This window comes from Enterobacter sp. WCHEn045836, from assembly GCF_003965585.1.
In the GTDB taxonomy this organism is placed as follows: domain Bacteria; phylum Pseudomonadota; class Gammaproteobacteria; order Enterobacterales; family Enterobacteriaceae; genus Enterobacter; species Enterobacter dissolvens.
Genome location: NZ_RXPT01000032.1, coordinates 1 through 16,177 on the forward strand (window position 1 = coordinate 1; position 16,177 = coordinate 16,177).

At 50.9% G+C, this 16,177-nt stretch carries 25 protein-coding genes; 6 read left to right on the forward strand and 19 right to left on the reverse strand.

All coding sequences use genetic code 11. From position 1 onward, the window contains the following. The first annotated feature begins 170 nt into the window (after positions 1–170). A complete protein-coding gene (locus EKN38_RS24895) occupies positions 171–725 on the forward strand; it encodes a gamma carbonic anhydrase family protein (RefSeq protein WP_014833507.1) in 555 nt (184 codons plus the stop codon). Here EKN38_RS24895 and EKN38_RS24900 read toward each other — a convergent pair. Genes EKN38_RS24900 through dprA form a run of 6 tightly spaced genes read right to left on the reverse strand, consistent with a single transcriptional unit; the run spans position 701 to position 4,484 of the window. After that, positions 701–949 carry a DUF1488 domain-containing protein gene (locus tag EKN38_RS24900; RefSeq protein ID WP_014833508.1) on the reverse strand — a complete coding sequence of 83 codons (249 nt, stop codon included), beginning with the start codon at positions 947–949 and terminating at the stop codon, positions 701–703. The genes EKN38_RS24895 and EKN38_RS24900 overlap by 25 nt on opposite strands. Next, on the reverse strand, positions 946–1,764 hold the full coding sequence (aroE, locus tag EKN38_RS24905) for a shikimate dehydrogenase (RefSeq protein ID WP_125366582.1): 819 nt from the start codon (positions 1,762–1,764) through the stop codon (positions 946–948). The genes EKN38_RS24900 and aroE overlap by 4 nt, the downstream gene beginning before the upstream one ends. 4 nt (positions 1,765–1,768) lie before the next feature. Then, positions 1,769–2,341 carry an L-threonylcarbamoyladenylate synthase type 1 TsaC gene (gene tsaC, locus EKN38_RS24910; protein WP_014833510.1) on the reverse strand — a complete coding sequence of 191 codons (573 nt, stop codon included), beginning with the start codon at positions 2,339–2,341 and terminating at the stop codon, positions 1,769–1,771. A 4-nt stretch (positions 2,342–2,345) separates the two neighbouring features. Further along, entirely contained in the window at positions 2,346–2,888 is a 543-nt protein-coding gene (locus EKN38_RS24915; protein WP_014833511.1) for a type I DNA topoisomerase, read from the reverse strand. Between the two features lie 26 nt (positions 2,889–2,914). Continuing rightward, positions 2,915–3,388 carry a DUF494 family protein Smg gene (gene smg, locus EKN38_RS24920; protein ID WP_013099011.1) on the reverse strand — a complete coding sequence of 158 codons (474 nt, stop codon included), beginning with the start codon at positions 3,386–3,388 and terminating at the stop codon, positions 2,915–2,917. Next, entirely contained in the window at positions 3,360–4,484 is a 1,125-nt protein-coding gene (gene dprA / locus EKN38_RS24925) for a DNA-protecting protein DprA (RefSeq protein WP_014833512.1), read from the reverse strand. Before dprA ends, smg begins: the two co-directional genes overlap by 29 nt. Positions 4,485–4,611: 127 nt before the next feature. Between dprA and def the strand changes: the two genes are divergently transcribed. The 5 genes from def to mscL all read left to right on the forward strand — a co-directional run bounded on the left by def (position 4,612) and on the right by mscL (position 9,388). Next, positions 4,612–5,121 carry a peptide deformylase gene (gene def, locus EKN38_RS24930; RefSeq protein WP_013099013.1) on the forward strand — a complete coding sequence of 170 codons (510 nt, stop codon included), beginning with the start codon at positions 4,612–4,614 and terminating at the stop codon, positions 5,119–5,121. A 25-nt stretch (positions 5,122–5,146) separates the two neighbouring features. Beyond that, a complete protein-coding gene (gene fmt / locus EKN38_RS24935) occupies positions 5,147–6,094 on the forward strand; it encodes a methionyl-tRNA formyltransferase (RefSeq protein ID WP_014833513.1) in 948 nt (315 codons plus the stop codon). Between the two features lie 52 nt (positions 6,095–6,146). Further along, positions 6,147–7,433: a 16S rRNA (cytosine(967)-C(5))-methyltransferase RsmB gene (gene rsmB, locus EKN38_RS24940; protein ID WP_014833514.1), complete on the forward strand. Its 1,287-nt coding sequence runs from the start codon at positions 6,147–6,149 to the stop codon at positions 7,431–7,433. Positions 7,434–7,455: 22 nt separating this feature from the next. Next, on the forward strand, positions 7,456–8,832 hold the full coding sequence (gene trkA / locus EKN38_RS24945) for a Trk system potassium transporter TrkA (protein ID WP_013099016.1): 1,377 nt from the start codon (positions 7,456–7,458) through the stop codon (positions 8,830–8,832). 145 nt (positions 8,833–8,977) lie between these two features. Next, the gene (gene mscL, locus EKN38_RS24950; protein ID WP_014833515.1) at positions 8,978–9,388 is read left to right on the forward strand and encodes a large-conductance mechanosensitive channel protein MscL; all 411 of its coding nucleotides are present in this window, start codon (positions 8,978–8,980) and stop codon (positions 9,386–9,388) included. On the opposite strand, the gene EKN38_RS24955 is transcribed toward mscL, so the two are convergent. The 13 genes from EKN38_RS24955 to rpsE form a co-directional block, all read right to left on the reverse strand. After that, on the reverse strand, positions 9,385–9,600 hold the full coding sequence (locus EKN38_RS24955; RefSeq protein ID WP_013099018.1) for an alternative ribosome-rescue factor A: 216 nt from the start codon (positions 9,598–9,600) through the stop codon (positions 9,385–9,387). The two genes, mscL and EKN38_RS24955, sit on opposite strands and share 4 nt — an antisense overlap. 57 nt (positions 9,601–9,657) lie before the next feature. After that, complete coding sequence (gene zntR, locus EKN38_RS24960; RefSeq protein WP_014833516.1) at positions 9,658–10,083, reverse strand: Zn(2+)-responsive transcriptional regulator; 426 nt, start codon at positions 10,081–10,083, stop codon at positions 9,658–9,660. Between the two features lie 2 nt (positions 10,084–10,085). Beyond that, positions 10,086–10,454 (reverse strand): DUF1992 domain-containing protein, encoded by a 369-nt coding sequence (locus tag EKN38_RS24965; RefSeq protein ID WP_014833517.1) that lies wholly within the window; start codon positions 10,452–10,454, stop codon positions 10,086–10,088. Between the two features lie 107 nt (positions 10,455–10,561). Then, on the reverse strand, positions 10,562–10,948 hold the full coding sequence (rplQ, locus tag EKN38_RS24970; RefSeq protein ID WP_001216372.1) for a 50S ribosomal protein L17: 387 nt from the start codon (positions 10,946–10,948) through the stop codon (positions 10,562–10,564). Positions 10,949–10,988: 40 nt separating this feature from the next. Continuing rightward, positions 10,989–11,978 carry a DNA-directed RNA polymerase subunit alpha gene (locus EKN38_RS24975; RefSeq protein ID WP_002919219.1) on the reverse strand — a complete coding sequence of 330 codons (990 nt, stop codon included), beginning with the start codon at positions 11,976–11,978 and terminating at the stop codon, positions 10,989–10,991. 25 nt (positions 11,979–12,003) lie between these two features. Then, on the reverse strand, positions 12,004–12,624 hold the full coding sequence (gene rpsD, locus EKN38_RS24980) for a 30S ribosomal protein S4 (protein WP_003863314.1): 621 nt from the start codon (positions 12,622–12,624) through the stop codon (positions 12,004–12,006). 32 nt (positions 12,625–12,656) lie between these two features. Further along, a complete protein-coding gene (gene rpsK, locus EKN38_RS24985; RefSeq protein ID WP_003031137.1) occupies positions 12,657–13,046 on the reverse strand; it encodes a 30S ribosomal protein S11 in 390 nt (129 codons plus the stop codon). A 16-nt stretch (positions 13,047–13,062) separates the two neighbouring features. Then, complete coding sequence (rpsM, locus tag EKN38_RS24990) at positions 13,063–13,419, reverse strand: 30S ribosomal protein S13 (RefSeq protein ID WP_013099021.1); 357 nt, start codon at positions 13,417–13,419, stop codon at positions 13,063–13,065. Between the two features lie 146 nt (positions 13,420–13,565). Next, entirely contained in the window at positions 13,566–13,682 is a 117-nt protein-coding gene (rpmJ, locus tag EKN38_RS24995) for a 50S ribosomal protein L36 (protein WP_000868187.1), read from the reverse strand. A gap of 31 nt (positions 13,683–13,713) precedes the next feature. After that, a complete protein-coding gene (secY, locus tag EKN38_RS25000) occupies positions 13,714–15,045 on the reverse strand; it encodes a preprotein translocase subunit SecY (protein ID WP_003863305.1) in 1,332 nt (443 codons plus the stop codon). Positions 15,046–15,052: 7 nt separating this feature from the next. Further along, complete coding sequence (rplO, locus tag EKN38_RS25005; protein ID WP_013099022.1) at positions 15,053–15,487, reverse strand: 50S ribosomal protein L15; 435 nt, start codon at positions 15,485–15,487, stop codon at positions 15,053–15,055. Positions 15,488–15,490: 3 nt separating this feature from the next. Further along, positions 15,491–15,670 carry a 50S ribosomal protein L30 gene (rpmD, locus tag EKN38_RS25010; RefSeq protein ID WP_003863301.1) on the reverse strand — a complete coding sequence of 60 codons (180 nt, stop codon included), beginning with the start codon at positions 15,668–15,670 and terminating at the stop codon, positions 15,491–15,493. 6 nt (positions 15,671–15,676) lie between these two features. Further along, positions 15,677–16,177 carry a 30S ribosomal protein S5 gene (rpsE, locus tag EKN38_RS25015; RefSeq protein WP_003863299.1) on the reverse strand — a complete coding sequence of 167 codons (501 nt, stop codon included), beginning with the start codon at positions 16,175–16,177 and terminating at the stop codon, positions 15,677–15,679.

Consider the following 16,177-nt stretch of genomic DNA (forward strand, 5'->3'; position numbering starts at 1 on the left):
TCCCATTTTTAAGCACAAGTATTTTTTAGATCTTTTTTTCTGACTGCTGATTTTCCGCGCTTTTCGCTGAAATCCCGCCCGTTCTGCTTAAATATTGACGTAATTTGCCTTGCCTCGATCCAATAATATGATCAAAGTCTTCTGTATAGCGCTCATCTGTCGAGGTAGATATGTCTGCAGTCTTACGTCCTTATAAAGATCTGTTCCCACAAAAAGGCGATCGCGTGATGATCGATGCCAGCAGTGTGGTCATTGGCGATGTCCGAATGGCCGACGATGTCAGCATCTGGCCGCTCGTTGCGATCAGAGGAGACGTTAACTACGTAGCAATCGGCGCACGCACCAATATTCAGGATGGCAGCGTGCTGCATGTCACCCACAAATCCTCCTATAACCCGGACGGCAATCCACTCCTCATCGGAGAGGATGTTACCGTCGGCCATAAAGTCATGCTTCACGGCTGCACGGTCGGAAATCGGGTACTGGTAGGAATGGGGTCGATTCTGCTGGATGGCGTCATCGTGGAGGATGACGTGATGATTGGTGCCGGGAGTCTTGTCCCACAACATAAACGGCTCGAAAGCGGTTATCTCTATTTAGGCAGTCCGGTAAAGCAGATCCGCCCCTTAACAGAAGCGGAAAGAGAAGGTCTGAAATATTCAGCGAATAATTACGTGAAATGGAAAGATGAGTATCTGGATCAGGACAACCAGATCCAGCCCTGATCGTCTTCCTGCTGATCGCGGATTAAATCGCAGGCTTCCTCTTCAAGATCCCAGCGATTTTCACAAAATACCTCTAATGGAGTTGAGCCACCAAAGCGGCGCTTCAACGTTTCACCGGTAATGGCACATGTCAGTTGCATTCCGTGTACGAGCACCGGAAAACAGACCGCTTGCTTACTCTCGTCCCAGTGTTCTCTGTCGGGAAAGTGGATCGCCTGGTTCACGCTGTAAGTTCCTGTTTCAGCTTTTGAATGACCGGTTCGACAGCAGGTAATACACCGTGCCAGAGCAGTACTGCATGCGCAGCCTGCCCCACCAGCATGCCCAGGCCATCAGCCAAATGTTTTGCGCCGTGTTGTTCACACCAGCTCAGGAAGGGGGTTTTCCCTTTCTGATAAAACATGTCGTAGCAATAGAGGTGGCTGTTTATCAACGAGGACGGGATCGCCGGTACTTCACCACCAATGCCGCTGGAGGTGGCATTAATGATAAGATCAAACTCATGATGAGCAAGTTCATCAAGAGCGATCGCGCTCACGCTGCCAGTATGTGCAAACAACGCCGCCAACGCTTCCGCTCGGGCATAGGTTCGATTGGTAATAGTGACCGCACAATCCAGTGAAAGGAGCGGTAACAATACGCCTCGCGATGCCCCACCGGCACCAATCAACAGAACCCGGAACCCGGGTTTGATGAATGAGAGCCTTTCCAGGTCGCTCAGTAAGCCGATTCCGTCAGTGTTGTCTCCCAAAAGGCGGCCATCCTCCAGCCGTTTAAGCGTATTCACGGCACCTGCAAGAGAAGCGCGCTCAGTCAGCTCATCCGCACGTTCAAAAGCGTCTTCTTTAAAAGGCACTGTCACATTGGCACCTTTCCCCCCCGCGTCAAAAAAAGCATTCAGGGTGGTAACAAAGGCATCAACAGGTGCCAGCACTCGGCCATAGGGATGATCTATCTGCAGTTGTTCAGCAAACTGCTGATGGATTAACGGCGACTTGCTGTGTGCAATCGGATTACCAAAAACGGCATAGGTTTCCATCATATTACCCCTGGCGAAAACGTTCGCCGGTCAAAGCGTCGCGGATTTCCGACGGATTAAGACGACCTCCGGTTTCACCGACGGCTACCGGGAAGTCATTTCCGAACTGCGCCAGCACCTCTTCGGTGCTGCGGCAAGGAGGCTGCCCGGTAAGGTTGGCACTGGTTGAGACCAGCGGTTTACCAAACGCCAGACAGAGTTCTACCACCAGCGGATGATCGGTGACACGGACAGCGAGGGAATCGAAACGGCCTGTTAACCAGCGGGGCGTTGTTGGCTGCGCCGGGAAAACAAAGGTCACCGGCCCTGGCCACGCAGAGAAAATGGTATCCCGTTGCGCCGGCGTGAGCATGGAATCATCAATATAAGGTTTAAGCTGCTCATAATTAGCAGCGATCAAAATCAATCCTTTTTCGACAGGTCTCTGTTTTAGCGTAAGTAAGCGATTCACAGCAGTCTCGCTGTCAGGATCGCAACCGACCCCAAAGACAGCTTCTGTTGGATAGGCGATGACTTCTTCATTTTTCAGAACCTCCACTGCATGCGCAATGGATCCTGATGGCAGGTTATTATTCACAGGTTTAATCCGCCGAAACCGGCTTTCCACATTGTTTACTGGCACAAAAGCGTTTCATACCTTGCGCCGTTTTCTTCTCTATAAGTAACGGATAATCGCAATGAGGGCAGATACCCGCTACCGGTTTAAAATTGATAACGAACTGGCATTCAGGATAGCGATCGCAGGAATGGAAGGTCTTGCCAAAACGAGAACGACGCTGTACCAGTTGTCCACGCTGGCACTGGGGACAGGCAATTGCTGTTTCATCTGGCTTATCAATTTGTTCTGTATGCTCACATTCAGGATAGCGACTGCAACCAATAAACATACCAAAACGGCCCTGGCGTAACGCCAGTTCACCGCCGCACTGTGGGCAAAGTTGCCCCTCCAGAATTTTAACGATATGTCCGTCCGCCTGGCTCTTCAGGGGACGAACATAATCACATTCCGGATAGTGTGAACAACCGAGAAACGGACCGTGTTTCCCGGACCGAATGACAAGTTCAGCCCCGCACTGTGGGCAGGGCTCGTTTTTATGCACCGTGAACAGTGCTGATTTGGCCATAACAACTCTTGGTGCTGCACATTGAATTAGTGCAGCATACCTTCATTCACTTCAAAGAGTAATTCTTCCATTTGCTGATAGGCATTTTCACAGCCCGGGATATTAAACAGAACCATCAGGATCACCCACTTGAGGTCATCCAGTTCAAACTCTGCCGTATCCAGCGCCATGACGCGCTCTATCACCATTTCTCTTGTTTCGAGGTTTAGCACCTGAATCTGCTCAAGGAATAAGATGAATCCCCGGCAGCTGGCGTCCAGCCTTTCACACTCTTCAGCTGTATAGATGCGCACAGACAATGGGTCAGAAGCTAGCTGCATCGGTTCGGCAAGGCCTTCCTGATAATCAGCCAGTTTTTCCAGCCACATCAACGCATTATAAATATCTTCCCGCTCAAACCCCGCATCGGTAAGATCCTGTGTCAATTTGTCCTGATCCACTCGCATTTCTGCTTCGTTATGGATGTAAGTCTCAAACAAATACATCAGTACGTCGAACATGGCTTGCCCTCCTTAATCGGACATAGCCGCCGGGTACAGCTGCGATCCACCCTGCTAACTCCAGTTCGAGTAGCTGTGCTACCGTTACTGGCACAGGTTGGCCGGCACGTTCAGCGACAACGTCAACAGGTGTTACCTCATCTCCTACGTTAGCCAGGAGGCTGGGAAATGGCAATGCCACGTTCTCCTGATCTGATGAAAAATGTCGCTTTTCGGGTTCGTCTGTTAACCAGTGCAAGCCATATCGCAAATTTTCAAGGATGTCCCCTGCGTCCGTAACGGGTGTTGCACCCTGCTTGATTAGCCAGTGCGGCCCCTCACACCCGGGGTTACCTATCGGGCCAGGTAAGGCAAAGACTTCTCGCCCCTGTTCTAGCGCATACCGTGCCGTGACGAGTGAGCCGCTTCTTAAAGCGGCCTCCACTACCAGCACGCCCAGACTCAGACCGCTGATAATTCGGTTACGACGTGGAAAATTTGCCGGCCAGGGCGGCGCTGACAGCGGGAACTCCGACACAATAGCCCCCTCTGATTCGATAAGCCGTGCAGCCAGAGCCTGATGCCGACGGGGATAAATGCTAAAAAGCCCGTTCCCAAGCACTGCGACACTTCTCCCTTTTGCCGACAGCGCGGCGTGATGAGCGATGCCGTCAATACCGCAGGCCAGCCCGCTGGTGATCGTGAAACCACTTTGTGAGAGTTGTTCGCACAGGATTTTCCCCCATCGCTCACCGTACCACGATGGCGCGCGGCTTCCGACAACCGCCAGTTGAACAGAGTTAAGGGCTTCAGGATTGCCTTTAACAAACAATGCCCCGGGATAGTCAGGGATCGTGCGGAGTAAAGGGGGATAACGAGGATCATCCGCCGTCAGCAAATGGTTTTCTGGCTGTTCAAGCCACGCCAGATTACGTTGCAGTTCACTTTCATTGAGCACAAAGAACCGTTGAACCTGCTTTGTTGACAGCCCGGCATCTCTGACAACGGCATCATCAATCCTTGCCTGCATATGTAGCCATGCTGCCGCTGCCAGCATCTGATCCCCACACAGAGAGCCTGTATTGATTAGCCGTAACCATATCTCGGTAGATGTCATCCTTTTCCCTGCCATAAGCAGCCTCTGCAATCATTGCGATTGGTCACGGATGCTGTCAATCGATGGGGGATTTGTCTAGAATAGAGATAATATTCTTATCAACTCCTGAACACGACTCTGGAAATTTATGGCAGTTTTGCAAGTGTTACATATTCCGGACGAGCGCCTTCGCATCGTCGCTGAACCGGTTAAAGAAGTGAATGCAGAAATTCAGCGTATCGTTGATGATATGTTCGATACCATGTACGCCGAAGAGGGCATTGGCCTCGCGGCAACCCAGGTGGACATTCACAAGCGTATTATCGTGATCGACGTTTCAGAGAATCGCGATGGCCGTCTGGTGCTGATCAACCCTGAACTGCTTGAAAAGAGCGGCGAAACAGGTATCGAGGAAGGCTGTCTGTCTATTCCTGAACAGCGTGCTTTAGTTCCGCGAGCCGAAAAAGTGAAAATTCGCGCCCTGGATCGTGAAGGCAACCCGTTTGAACTGGAAGCAGACGATCTGCTGGCGATTTGTATTCAGCATGAGATGGATCATCTGGTCGGTAAACTGTTTATCGATTACCTCTCGCCACTGAAGCAGCAGCGTATTCGTCAGAAAGTAGAGAAACTGGATCGTTTGCGTTCTCGCGCATAACGTCCCCCCGGATACAAGGATCATCGTGTCTAAAACACTACGTATTATCTTCGCCGGTACCCCTGATTTTGCAGCGCGTCATCTTGACGCGCTGTTATCTTCTGGCCACCAGGTTGTTGGCGTTTTTACCCAACCGGATCGCCCGGCAGGCCGTGGTAAAAAACTGATGCCCAGCCCGGTGAAAGTGCTGGCAGAAGAACACGGGTTACCGGTTTATCAGCCAGCATCCCTGCGGCCCCCGGAAAATCAGCAGCTTGTTGCTGACCTGAATGCCGATGTCATGGTGGTGGTGGCTTATGGGTTAATTCTGCCGAAAGCCGTGCTGGATATGCCACGACTGGGTTGTATCAACGTACATGGTTCTTTGCTTCCACGCTGGCGTGGTGCGGCGCCGATCCAACGTTCGCTGTGGGCGGGTGATGCTGAAACCGGTGTTACCATCATGAAGATGGATGTAGGTTTAGACACTGGCGACATGCTGTATAAACTGGCCTGTCCAATTACTGCAGACGATACCAGCGCCACGCTGTATGACAAGCTTGCGGACCTTGGCCCGCAAGGACTCATCAAAACTTTGCAGCAGCTTGCTGATAATACAGCAGCCCCTGAAGTTCAGGATGAGGCCCTGGTAACCTACGCCGAAAAACTCAGCAAAGAAGAGGCGCGGGTCGACTGGTCCCTCTCTGCAGCACAGCTTGAACGTTGCATTCGCGCCTTTAATCCATGGCCGATGAGCTGGATGATGATCGATGAGCAACCTGTCAAAGTCTGGAAAGCCTCCGTCATTGAAGGCAACACATCTGCTGAGCCCGGAACAATTATCGAAGCCAGCAAGAACGGTATCCAGGTGGCAACCGCGGAAGGGATCCTGAATCTGGAATCACTGCAGCCAGCGGGTAAAAAGGCGATGAGCGCTCAGGATCTGTTAAATTCCCGTCGCGAATGGTTTATCCCTGGCACTCGTCTTGCCTGAGCAACTTTATACTTAAAGCCCGGTGTTTCCGGGCATTTTTATTTTTACGGTTATGAAAAAACAAAATCTACGCAGTCTGGCGGCACAGGCCGTTGAGCAGGTTGTCGAGCAGGGTCAGTCACTCAGTAATGTCCTGCCTCCACTGCAGCAAAAAGTGTCCGACAAAGACAAAGCTCTGCTTCAGGAGCTCTGTTTTGGCGTCCTGCGCACCCTTTCTCAGCTTGAGTGGCTGATTAATAAGCTGATGTCGCGCCCCATGACCGGAAAGCAGCGTACCGTGCATTATTTGATTATGGTTGGCTTTTATCAGCTTCTTCATACCCGTATCCCACCTCATGCTGCGTTGGCTGAGACGGTAGAAGGCGCCGTCGTGATTAAACGTCCCCAGCTCAAAGGACTGATCAACGGCGTACTGCGTCAGTTCCAGCGCCAGCAGGAAGAACTTCTGGCGGAATTTGAGCAAAGCGAAACCCGTTTCCTGCACCCCGACTGGCTTCTGAATCGCCTCAAAAAAGCGTACCCGCAACGGTGGCAGGAGATTGCCGAAGCGAATAATCAACGTCCGCCGATGTGGTTACGCGTTAACCGTAATCATCATACCCGCGATGCCTGGCTGGCCTTGCTGGAAGAAGCCGGAATGAGTGGTTTCACGCATGACGCCTATCCTGATGCCGTGCGTTTAGCCTCTCCTGTGCCGGTGCACGCATTACCCGGGTTCGATGAGGGCTGGGTAACCGTTCAGGACGCTTCTGCCCAGGGCTGTATGACCTGGCTCGAGCCCAAAAATGGTGAACAGATCCTCGACCTGTGTGCCGCTCCTGGCGGCAAAACGACGCATATTCTGGAAGTCGCACCGCAGGCAAACGTAATGGCTGTAGATGTTGATGAGCAGCGTCTTTCGCGTGTCTACGACAACCTGAAGCGTTTAGGAATGAAGGCACAGGTTAAGCAAGGCGACGGACGTAAGCCCGCAGAATGGTGTGGCGAGACGCAATTCGACCGTATCTTGCTGGATGCTCCCTGCTCAGCAACCGGCGTTATTCGCCGTCATCCGGACATTAAGTGGCTGCGTCGCGACCGTGATATTAAGGAGCTTGCACAGCTGCAATCCGAGATCCTTGATGCCATTTGGCCACACCTGAAACCAAGTGGAACGCTGGTTTATGCAACGTGTTCCATACTTCCTGAAGAGAACAGTCAGCAAATTTCGGCTTTCCTTAAACGCACCCCTGGCGCTACGCTACGCGAGACGGGGACACCGGAGCATCCGGGCCAGCAGAACCTGCCTGGCGCTGAAGAGGGTGATGGCTTCTTTTACGCTAAGCTAATCAAAGAGTGATGTTGAGAACAGGTCACGAGATATGAAGATTATCATTCTGGGCGCAGGACAGGTCGGCGGGACGCTGGCGGAAAACCTTGTAGGTGAAAACAACGACATTACGATCGTCGATACCAACGGCGATCGACTGCGCGTTCTGCAGGATAAATTTGACCTTCGCGTTGTGCAGGGGCACGGTTCGCATCCACGTGTCCTCCGTGAAGCCGGTGCTGACGATGCCGATATGTTAGTGGCCGTGACCAGCTCTGATGAAACCAATATGGTCGCTTGTCAAGTGGCCTATTCGCTCTTCAACACGCCGAACCGAATCGCCCGTATCCGCTCCCCTGATTATGTCCGCGATGCGGAAAAACTCTTTAACTCAGAAGCAGTACCAATTGACCATCTCATCGCGCCGGAACAGCTGGTTATCGATAATATTTATCGCCTGATCGAATATCCCGGCGCACTGCAGGTCGTGAACTTTGCAGAAGGGAAAGTGAGTCTGGCCGTCGTTAAGGCCTATTATGGCGGTCCGTTGATCGGAAACGCGCTGTCTACTATGCGCGAACATATGCCGCATATCGATACCCGCGTCGCAGCCATTTTCCGTCACGACAGACCTATTCGACCTCAGGGCTCGACCATTGTCGAAGCAGGAGATGAAGTCTTCTTCATTGCTGCTTCTCAACATATTCGTGCCGTTATGAGTGAACTTCAGCGCCTCGAAAAGCCCTACAAACGCATCATGCTGGTCGGCGGTGGTAATATCGGCGCAGGTCTCGCCCGCCGTCTGGAAAAAGACTACAGCGTAAAGTTGATCGAGCGCGATCAACAGCGTGCCTCTGAACTCGCAGAAAAGTTACAAAACACGATCGTGTTTTATGGTGATGCATCGGATCAGGAATTACTGGCCGAAGAGCATATCGATCAAGTTGATCTGTTTATTGCCGTCACCAACGACGATGAAGCAAATATTATGTCCGCCATGCTCGCCAAACGCATGGGGGCAAAAAAGGTGATGGTGCTTATTCAGCGTCGTGCCTATGTTGACCTGGTGCAGGGGAGCGTGATTGATATTGCGATTTCGCCGCAGCAGGCAACGATTTCCGCACTGCTGAGCCATGTACGTAAAGCCGACATTGTTGGCGTGTCATCACTGCGTCGCGGCGTCGCTGAAGCCATTGAAGCTGTCGCTCACGGTGATGAAACCACATCACGCGTGGTGGGTCGTGCCATTGATGAAATTAAGCTGCCACCTGGCACAATCATCGGCGCCGTAGTACGCGGGAATGATGTCATGATTGCCAATGATAATTTGCGTATTGAACAAGGCGATCACGTTATTATGTTCCTGACGGATAAAAAATTTATTACCGACGTCGAACGTTTATTCCAGCCAAGTCCATTCTTCCTTTAATGAGTCAGGTGCTCGTAACAGAGCACCTGAGCATTATCCATCTGATTCCTGTGCCTTTTATTTTCATAACGTTTATTTATCCCCAATGGCAATTAGCTAATCATTTGTTAAACTTATAGTCGTCAGCTGGCACAAGGAGAACATAATGAGTTTTATTAAAGAATTTCGTGAATTTGCGATGCGCGGGAATGTAGTGGATTTGGCAGTGGGTGTCATTATTGGTGCGGCGTTCGGCAAGATCGTTTCATCTTTAGTGGCTGACATTATCATGCCACCTTTAGGGCTGTTAATTGGGGGCATTGATTTCAAACAATTCGCCTTCACGCTTCGGGAAGCCCAGGGGGATATCCCGGCAGTTGTGATGCACTATGGCGTGTTTATTCAGAACGTATTTGATTTCGTGATCGTAGCGTTTGCCATTTTTATGGCCATCAAGCTCATTAACAGGCTGAACCGTAAAAAAGAAGAGCCTGCTGCGGCACCTGCCCCAACGAAAGAAGAAGTGTTACTGACTGAAATTCGCGATCTGTTAAAAGAGCAGAATAATCGCGTTTAACAGCTAAAAGCAGGAAGGCCAGTGGTAAATAAGCGATTCGCTTGCTTGCCACTGGCCTCCCAGTTACCCCGTTTTGCATGCTTGTTTTTACGCAGATAACTTCCCTTCCCTTTTTTGTTCTTTTCAACTCGCTGTCGAAAAAGCGGGTCGTGAAGTAAAGCCTCAATGGCGTTATCTTTAATTTGTCCCTTCGTATGCTGATAGTGACTCATAATTTCTCCTGAGCATGGTTTATGTCGAGGGGAGTCTAGACCCGGGCTGATAAAAAATCAACAACCCTGGGTTTCTCCACTGGCCCCTTGTTCAAGGGCTTCCAGAATTGAGCAATATATACTGCTGTGAGCTGTACCACAGCACGCATCATTCAGTCTTTGCAGGGAGCGCTGCATGGTTTGCAGTTCCTGAATACGCGCTTCCACTTCATCCAGACGGGCCTGGACAATGCTTTTCGATTCCTGACAGGTGTGATGTGCCGGATCGATACGGATCGACAATAGCTCGCGGATCGAATCCAGCGTGAATCCCAATTGCCGCGCATAACGAATAAACCGCAGCCGTTGCAGATCGTTGTCCGTGTAGAGACGGAATCCACCTTCGGTTCGCACCTCGTGATCGATCATCTGCTGCTTTTCATAGTAACGGATGGTATCCGGCGTCACGTTCGCAAGCTTTGCAAGTTCACCGATACGATACATGCCTACTCCTCATTTATCTTCTGCATCAGTCTTTCACTATACTCACCATGCAGAAAGTCAGTATCAATCCCCGCCTGGCGTAGTTTGAGTTCAACCAGAGCCAACCGGCGACATAATTCTCCGTGCCGTGGATCGTCTTTACGGATCCCTTTCAGCAAGTCAGCAAGCTCAACAGCCTCTTTGCGCTGTTCGAGCTCCGGGGGTAGACACCCCGCATTTTTCAGTAAGCGATATCCAGCCCGTAGTTCAGGGGGAATATGCGAATCATCATCCAGCACGAGCGGTTCACCGCTACCGGGCAGATTATCGAATTCGCCTTTTGTTTGGGCATCGCGAATATGGCGTTCTGCCCACTGGTCGAGCAACCACATCATAAACTCCAGGGGATGAACAGAATTAATACAGATATTGTAGAGAAGTGGTGATAGTGCGGATATAAAAAAACCCGCCGGAGCGGGTTTTTTTACGTTACTGCAGATTACTCTGCAGCAGCTTCTGCTTTCGACTCAGAACGATCAACCAGCTCGATGTAAGCCATCGGAGCGTTGTCGCCTGCGCGGAAGCCACACTTCAGAATACGAGTGTAACCACCGGCACGGCTCGCAAAACGCGGGCCCAGCTCGTTAAACAGTTTTGCCACGATCTCGTTATCACGAGTACGGGCGAATGCCAGACGACGATTAGCAACGCTGTCAGTCTTGGCAAGAGTAATCAGCGGCTCAACTACACGACGCAGCTCTTTCGCTTTAGGCAGGGTCGTCTTGATGATTTCATGACGAACCAGTGAACCTGCCATGTTGCGGAACATAGCCTGGCGATGGCTGCTGTTGCGGTTCAGTTGACGACCACTCTTACGATGGCGCATGACCTTATCCTTCTCAGTAAAACCTTAACCTGTGATCCGGTTACTCGTCAGCAATGCTTGCTGGTGGCCAGTTTTCCAGGCGCATGCCCAGAGACAGACCACGTGAAGCCAGCACGTCTTTAATCTCAGTAAGAGATTTTTTACCCAGGTTCGGCGTTTTCAGCAACTCAACCTCGGTACGCTGTACCAGATCACCGATATAGTGGATAGCTTCTGCCTTAAGGCAGTTAGCAGAGCGGACAGTCAATTCGAGATCGTCAACAGGGCGCAGCAGGATCGGATCGAATTCTGGTTTCTCTTCTTTCACTTCCGGCTGACGTACATCACGTAAGTCAACGAAAGCTTCCAGTTGTTCTGCCAGGATGGTTGCCGCACGACGAATCGCCTCTTCAGGATCGATTGTGCCATTGGTTTCCATTTCGATGACCAGCTTGTCCAGGTCGGTACGCTGTTCTACACGCGCTGCTTCAACATTGTAGGCAATACGCTCTACAGGGCTGTAGCATGCGTCGACCAGCAGACGGCCGATTGGGCGCTCATCTTCTTCCGAATGAATTCGGGCAGAAGCCGGCACATAACCACGACCGCGCTGAACTTTGATACGCATGCTAATAGCTGCGTTCTCATCGGTCAGGTGGCAGATCACGTGCTGCGGCTTGACGATTTCAACATCACCGTCGTGGGTGATGTCGGCTGCAGTCACAGGGCCAATGCCAGATTTATTCAGAGTAAGAATAACTTCATCTTTACCCTGAACTCTCACCGCCAGCCCTTTCAGGTTGAGCAGGATTTCAAGGATATCTTCCTGAACGCCTTCTTTGGTGCTGTACTCATGAAGTACACCATCAATCTCAACCTCGGTCACCGCGCAACCCGGCATCGATGAGAGCAGAATACGGCGCAGTGCGTTACCCAGAGTATGGCCAAAGCCACGCTCTAAAGGCTCAAGGGTCACCTTGGCGTGCGTCGAACTCACTTGCTCGATATCTACCAGGCGCGGTTTTAGAAACTCTGTCACAGAACCCTGCATTGTGTCCTCTCTTTGGTACTAAGCTTTACTTGGAGTAAAGCTCGACGATCAGGTGTTCGTTAATGTCCGCAGACAGATCAGAACGTTCTGGCTGACGCTTGAACGTACCTTCCATCTTGCCAGCATCAACTTCCAGCCAGGTTGGCTTTTCACGCTGCTCAGCCAGCTCCAGAGCGGCTTTCACGCGAGATTGCTTTTTCGCTTTCTCACGAATGCTAACAACGTCATTCGCTTTAACCTGATAAGAAGCGATGTTAACAACACGACCGTTTACCATGATTGCTTTGTGGCTAACCAGCTGGCGTGATTCAGCACGAGTAGCGCCGAAGCCCATACGGTATACAACGTTGTCCAGACGACCTTCCAGCAGAGCCAGCAGGTTTTCACCTGTGTTGCCTTTCAGACGTGCTGCTTCTTTATAGTAGTTACGGAACTGACGCTCCAGCACACCGTAGATACGGCGAACTTTTTGCTTTTCACGCAACTGCACACCATAGTCAGACAGACGCGGTTTACGCGCACCGTGCTGGCCAGGAGCTTGTTCAATTTTACACTTGGTATCGATCGCGCGAACGCCAGACTTAAGGAATAAGTCGGTGCCCTCACGACGGCTCAGCTTGAGCTTAGGACCCAAATATCTTGCCATTTTCTATCTCCAACTAACCTAAAAAACGAGCGTTATACGCGACGTTTTTTCGGCGGACGACAACCGTTATGAGGGATCGGAGTCACATCAGTAATATTAGTGATGCGGAAACCAGCGGCGTTCAGAGCGCGAACAGTAGATTCACGACCCGGACCCGGACCTTTAACCATAACTTCCAGATTCTTGATGCCGTATTCTTTTACGGCTTCTGCGCAACGCTCTGCTGCAACCTGAGCTGCAAACGGAGTGGATTTGCGAGAACCACGGAAACCGGAACCACCGGCTGTTGCCCAACCCAATGCGTTACCCTGACGATCAGTAATAGTAACGATGGTGTTGTTGAAAGAAGCATGGATATGAGCCACGCCGTCAGAGACTTGTTTTCTTACACGTTTACGTGCACGAATTGGTGCCTTTGCCATTATTCAATCACCCCGATTATTTCTTGATCGGTTTGCGCGGACCCTTACGGGTACGTGCGTTGGTCTTAGTACGCTGACCGCGCACTGGCAGACCACGACGATGACGCAAACCGCGATAGCAACCAAGATCCATCAGGCGCTTGATGCTCATGCTGATTTCACGGCGCAGATCACCTTCAACGACAAATTTGGCAACTTCGTCACGCAGCGTGTCGATTTGTCCTTCAGACAGCTCACTGATCTTAACATCTTCAGCGATACCCGCTGCAGCCAGGATGGCTTTAGAACGGGTCTTGCCGATGCCGTAGATCGAAGTTAATGCGATCACAGCATGTTTCTGATCAGGAATGTTAATGCCTGCTATACGGGCCACTATGCACTCCTACTATTTAATATGTACGCACCATGCTGAAAAGCCCGTTTTCAGGATACTCAAATGGAAACGTACAGACATACAAAAGATTGGCTGGCTAATCTAGCCAGCTCAACCCAACTTTGCAAGAAAAATATGCGAAATAATCAGCCTTGGCGCTGTTTATGCTTCGGCTCGGCACTGCAAATCACACGGATGACACCATCACGCTTAACGATTTTGCAGTTACGGCATAATTTCTTGACGGAAGCACGAACTTTCATTTTTACTCTCCGTAACTTCTCAGGCGACCAATTAGCGGCCGTAGCCTTTCAGGTTCGCCTTCTTCAATGCAGACTCATACTGACTGGACATCATCAGAGTTTGCACTTGAGCCATAAAGTCCATAATCACGACAACAACGATAAGCAGTGAGGTCCCACCGAAGTAGAACGGTACTTTCATTGCATCACGCATGAACTCCGGGATCAGGCAGATAAAAGTAATATAAAGCGCACCAACCAAAGTCAGGCGAGTCATTACTTTATCGATATACTTCGCCGTTTGCTCTCCCGGACGAATTCCTGGTACAAATGCACCGGACTTCTTCAGGTTATCTGCTGTTTCACGCGGGTTGAAGACCAACGCCGTGTAGAAGAAACAGAAGAAGATGATCGCAGACGCATAGAGTAACACATAAAGTGGTTGCCCAGGCTGCAAATACAGCGAAATTGTTGTCAGCCAGTTCCAACCAGTACCGCCCCCGAACCATGACGCGATGGTTGCCGGGAACAGAATAATACTGGAAGCGAAGATCGCCGGGATTACCCCTGCCATATTCACTTTCAGCGGCAAATGTGTGCTCTGTGCAGCATAGACACGACGACCCTGCTGACGTTTAGCGTAGTTCACCACAATGCGGCGTTGACCACGTTCAACGAAGACAACAAAGAACGTCACTGCAAATACTAATACTGCAACCAACAGCAACAGGAGGAAGTGCAGGTCGCCTTGACGCGCTTGCTCGATAGTATGGGCGATGGCTGGCGGGAGACCCGCAACAATACCGGCGAAGATAATGATTGAGATACCGTTACCGATACCACGTTCAGTAATCTGTTCGCCGAGCCACATCAGGAACATTGTCCCTGTGACCAGACTAACAACAGCGGTGAAATAGAATGCAAAGCCTGGGTTTAAGACCAGGCCCTGCATACCAGGCATATTCGGAAGACCGGTAGCAATACCGATCGACTGGAATATTGCCAGCACCAGAGTACCGTAGCGGGTGTACTGACTAATCTTACGACGTCCAGACTCCCCTTCTTTCTTCAGTTCTGCTAGGGCCGGATGAACGACCGTCAGCAGCTGGATAATAATGGATGCCGAAATATACGGCATAATACCCAGCGCGAAGATAGAAGCACGGCTGAGAGCACCACCAGAGAACATGTTAAACATTTCAATGATGGTGCCTCGCTGTTGCTCAAGCAGTTTGGCAAGTACAGCGGCATCGATACCAGGGATCGGAATAAAAGAGCCAATACGGAACACAATCAGCGCGCCGATTACAAACAGCAGTCTGCGTTTCAGCTCACCAAATCCACCTTTGGCACTTTGAAAATCTAATCCCGGTTGCTTAGCCATCTGCTACTTATTCCTCAATTTTACCGCCAGCAGCTTCGATAGCAGCACGAGCACCTTTAGTAACACGCAGGCCACGAACAGTTACCGGAGTAGAAACTTCACCAGCCAGGATCACTTTCGCGAACTCGATCTGGATACCGATAATGTTAGCCGCTTTCAGCGTGTTCAGGTCTACAACGCCGCCTTCAACTTTCGCCAGGTCAGACAGACGGACTTCCGCTGTGATCGCTGCTTTGCGAGAAGTGAAGCCGAACTTCGGCAGACGACGGTACAGTGGCATCTGGCCACCCTCGAAACCGCGACGTACGCCACCGCCAGAACGAGAGTTCTGACCTTTGTGACCACGACCACCGGTTTTGCCGAGGCCAGAACCGATACCACGACCCAGGCGTTTACCCGCCTTTTTAGAGCCTTCGGCCGGAGACAGAGTATTTAAACGCATCTCTTACTCCTCAACTTTAACCATGAAGTAAACCGCGTTGACCATACCGCGAACAGCAGGAGTATCCTCGCGCTCAACGGTATGACCAATACGACGCAGACCCAGGCCAAGCAGCGTTGCCTTGTGTTTCGGCAGACGACCGATTGCACTGCGGGTTTGAGTGATTTTAATAGTCTTTGCCATGGTCAATTACCCCAGAATTTCTTCAACGGATTTACCACGCTTGGCAGCGACCATTTCTGGAGAATTCATATTTTCCAGGCCATCAATAGTTGCACGAACCACGTTGATCGGGTTGGTGGAACCGTATGCTTTAGCCAGAACGTTATGAACCCCAGCAACTTCCAGAACGGCGCGCATTGCACCACCGGCGATGATACCGGTACCTTCTGAAGCTGGCTGCATGAATACACGAGAACCCGTGTGAACACCTTTAACTGGGTGCTGCAGGGTGCCGTTGTTCAGCGCGACGTTAATCATATTGCGACGGGCTTTTTCCATCGCTTTCTGGATCGCTGCTGGAACTTCACGCGCTTTACCGTAACCAAAACCAACGCGACCGTTACCATCGCCAACTACAGTCAGAGCTGTGAAGGAGAAAATACGACCACCTTTAACGGTTTTAGATACGCGGTTTACCGCGATCAGCTTTTCCTGCAGTTCGCCAGCTTGTTTTTCGATGTGAGCCAT

Coding starts and splice junctions, on each gene's coding strand:
- EKN38_RS24965 (WP_014833517.1), bottom strand. CDS start 10,454: ATGTGGTTGCTCGACCAGTGGGCAGAACGCCATATTCGCGATGCCCAA.
- smg (WP_013099011.1), bottom strand. CDS start 3,388: ATGTTCGACGTACTGATGTATTTGTTTGAGACTTACATCCATAACGAA.
- rpsD (WP_003863314.1), bottom strand. CDS start 12,624: ATGGCAAGATATTTGGGTCCTAAGCTCAAGCTGAGCCGTCGTGAGGGC.
- rsmB (WP_014833514.1), top strand. CDS start 6,147: ATGAAAAAACAAAATCTACGCAGTCTGGCGGCACAGGCCGTTGAGCAG.
- rpmD (WP_003863301.1), bottom strand. CDS start 15,670: ATGGCAAAGACTATTAAAATCACTCAAACCCGCAGTGCAATCGGTCGT.
- rpsE (WP_003863299.1), bottom strand. CDS start 16,177: ATGGCTCACATCGAAAAACAAGCTGGCGAACTGCAGGAAAAGCTGATC.
- dprA (WP_014833512.1), bottom strand. CDS start 4,484: ATGACATCTACCGAGATATGGTTACGGCTAATCAATACAGGCTCTCTG.
- EKN38_RS24915 (WP_014833511.1), bottom strand. CDS start 2,888: ATGGCCAAATCAGCACTGTTCACGGTGCATAAAAACGAGCCCTGCCCA.
- EKN38_RS24975 (WP_002919219.1), bottom strand. CDS start 11,978: ATGCAGGGTTCTGTGACAGAGTTTCTAAAACCGCGCCTGGTAGATATC.
- def (WP_013099013.1), top strand. CDS start 4,612: ATGGCAGTTTTGCAAGTGTTACATATTCCGGACGAGCGCCTTCGCATC.
- rplQ (WP_001216372.1), bottom strand. CDS start 10,948: ATGCGCCATCGTAAGAGTGGTCGTCAACTGAACCGCAACAGCAGCCAT.
- trkA (WP_013099016.1), top strand. CDS start 7,456: ATGAAGATTATCATTCTGGGCGCAGGACAGGTCGGCGGGACGCTGGCG.
- aroE (WP_125366582.1), bottom strand. CDS start 1,764: ATGGAAACCTATGCCGTTTTTGGTAATCCGATTGCACACAGCAAGTCG.
- mscL (WP_014833515.1), top strand. CDS start 8,978: ATGAGTTTTATTAAAGAATTTCGTGAATTTGCGATGCGCGGGAATGTA.
- EKN38_RS24895 (WP_014833507.1), top strand. CDS start 171: ATGTCTGCAGTCTTACGTCCTTATAAAGATCTGTTCCCACAAAAAGGC.
- zntR (WP_014833516.1), bottom strand. CDS start 10,083: ATGTATCGTATCGGTGAACTTGCAAAGCTTGCGAACGTGACGCCGGAT.
- rpsK (WP_003031137.1), bottom strand. CDS start 13,046: ATGGCAAAGGCACCAATTCGTGCACGTAAACGTGTAAGAAAACAAGTC.
- EKN38_RS24955 (WP_013099018.1), bottom strand. CDS start 9,600: ATGAGTCACTATCAGCATACGAAGGGACAAATTAAAGATAACGCCATT.
- rplO (WP_013099022.1), bottom strand. CDS start 15,487: ATGCGTTTAAATACTCTGTCTCCGGCCGAAGGCTCTAAAAAGGCGGGT.
- secY (WP_003863305.1), bottom strand. CDS start 15,045: ATGGCTAAGCAACCGGGATTAGATTTTCAAAGTGCCAAAGGTGGATTT.
- rpmJ (WP_000868187.1), bottom strand. CDS start 13,682: ATGAAAGTTCGTGCTTCCGTCAAGAAATTATGCCGTAACTGCAAAATC.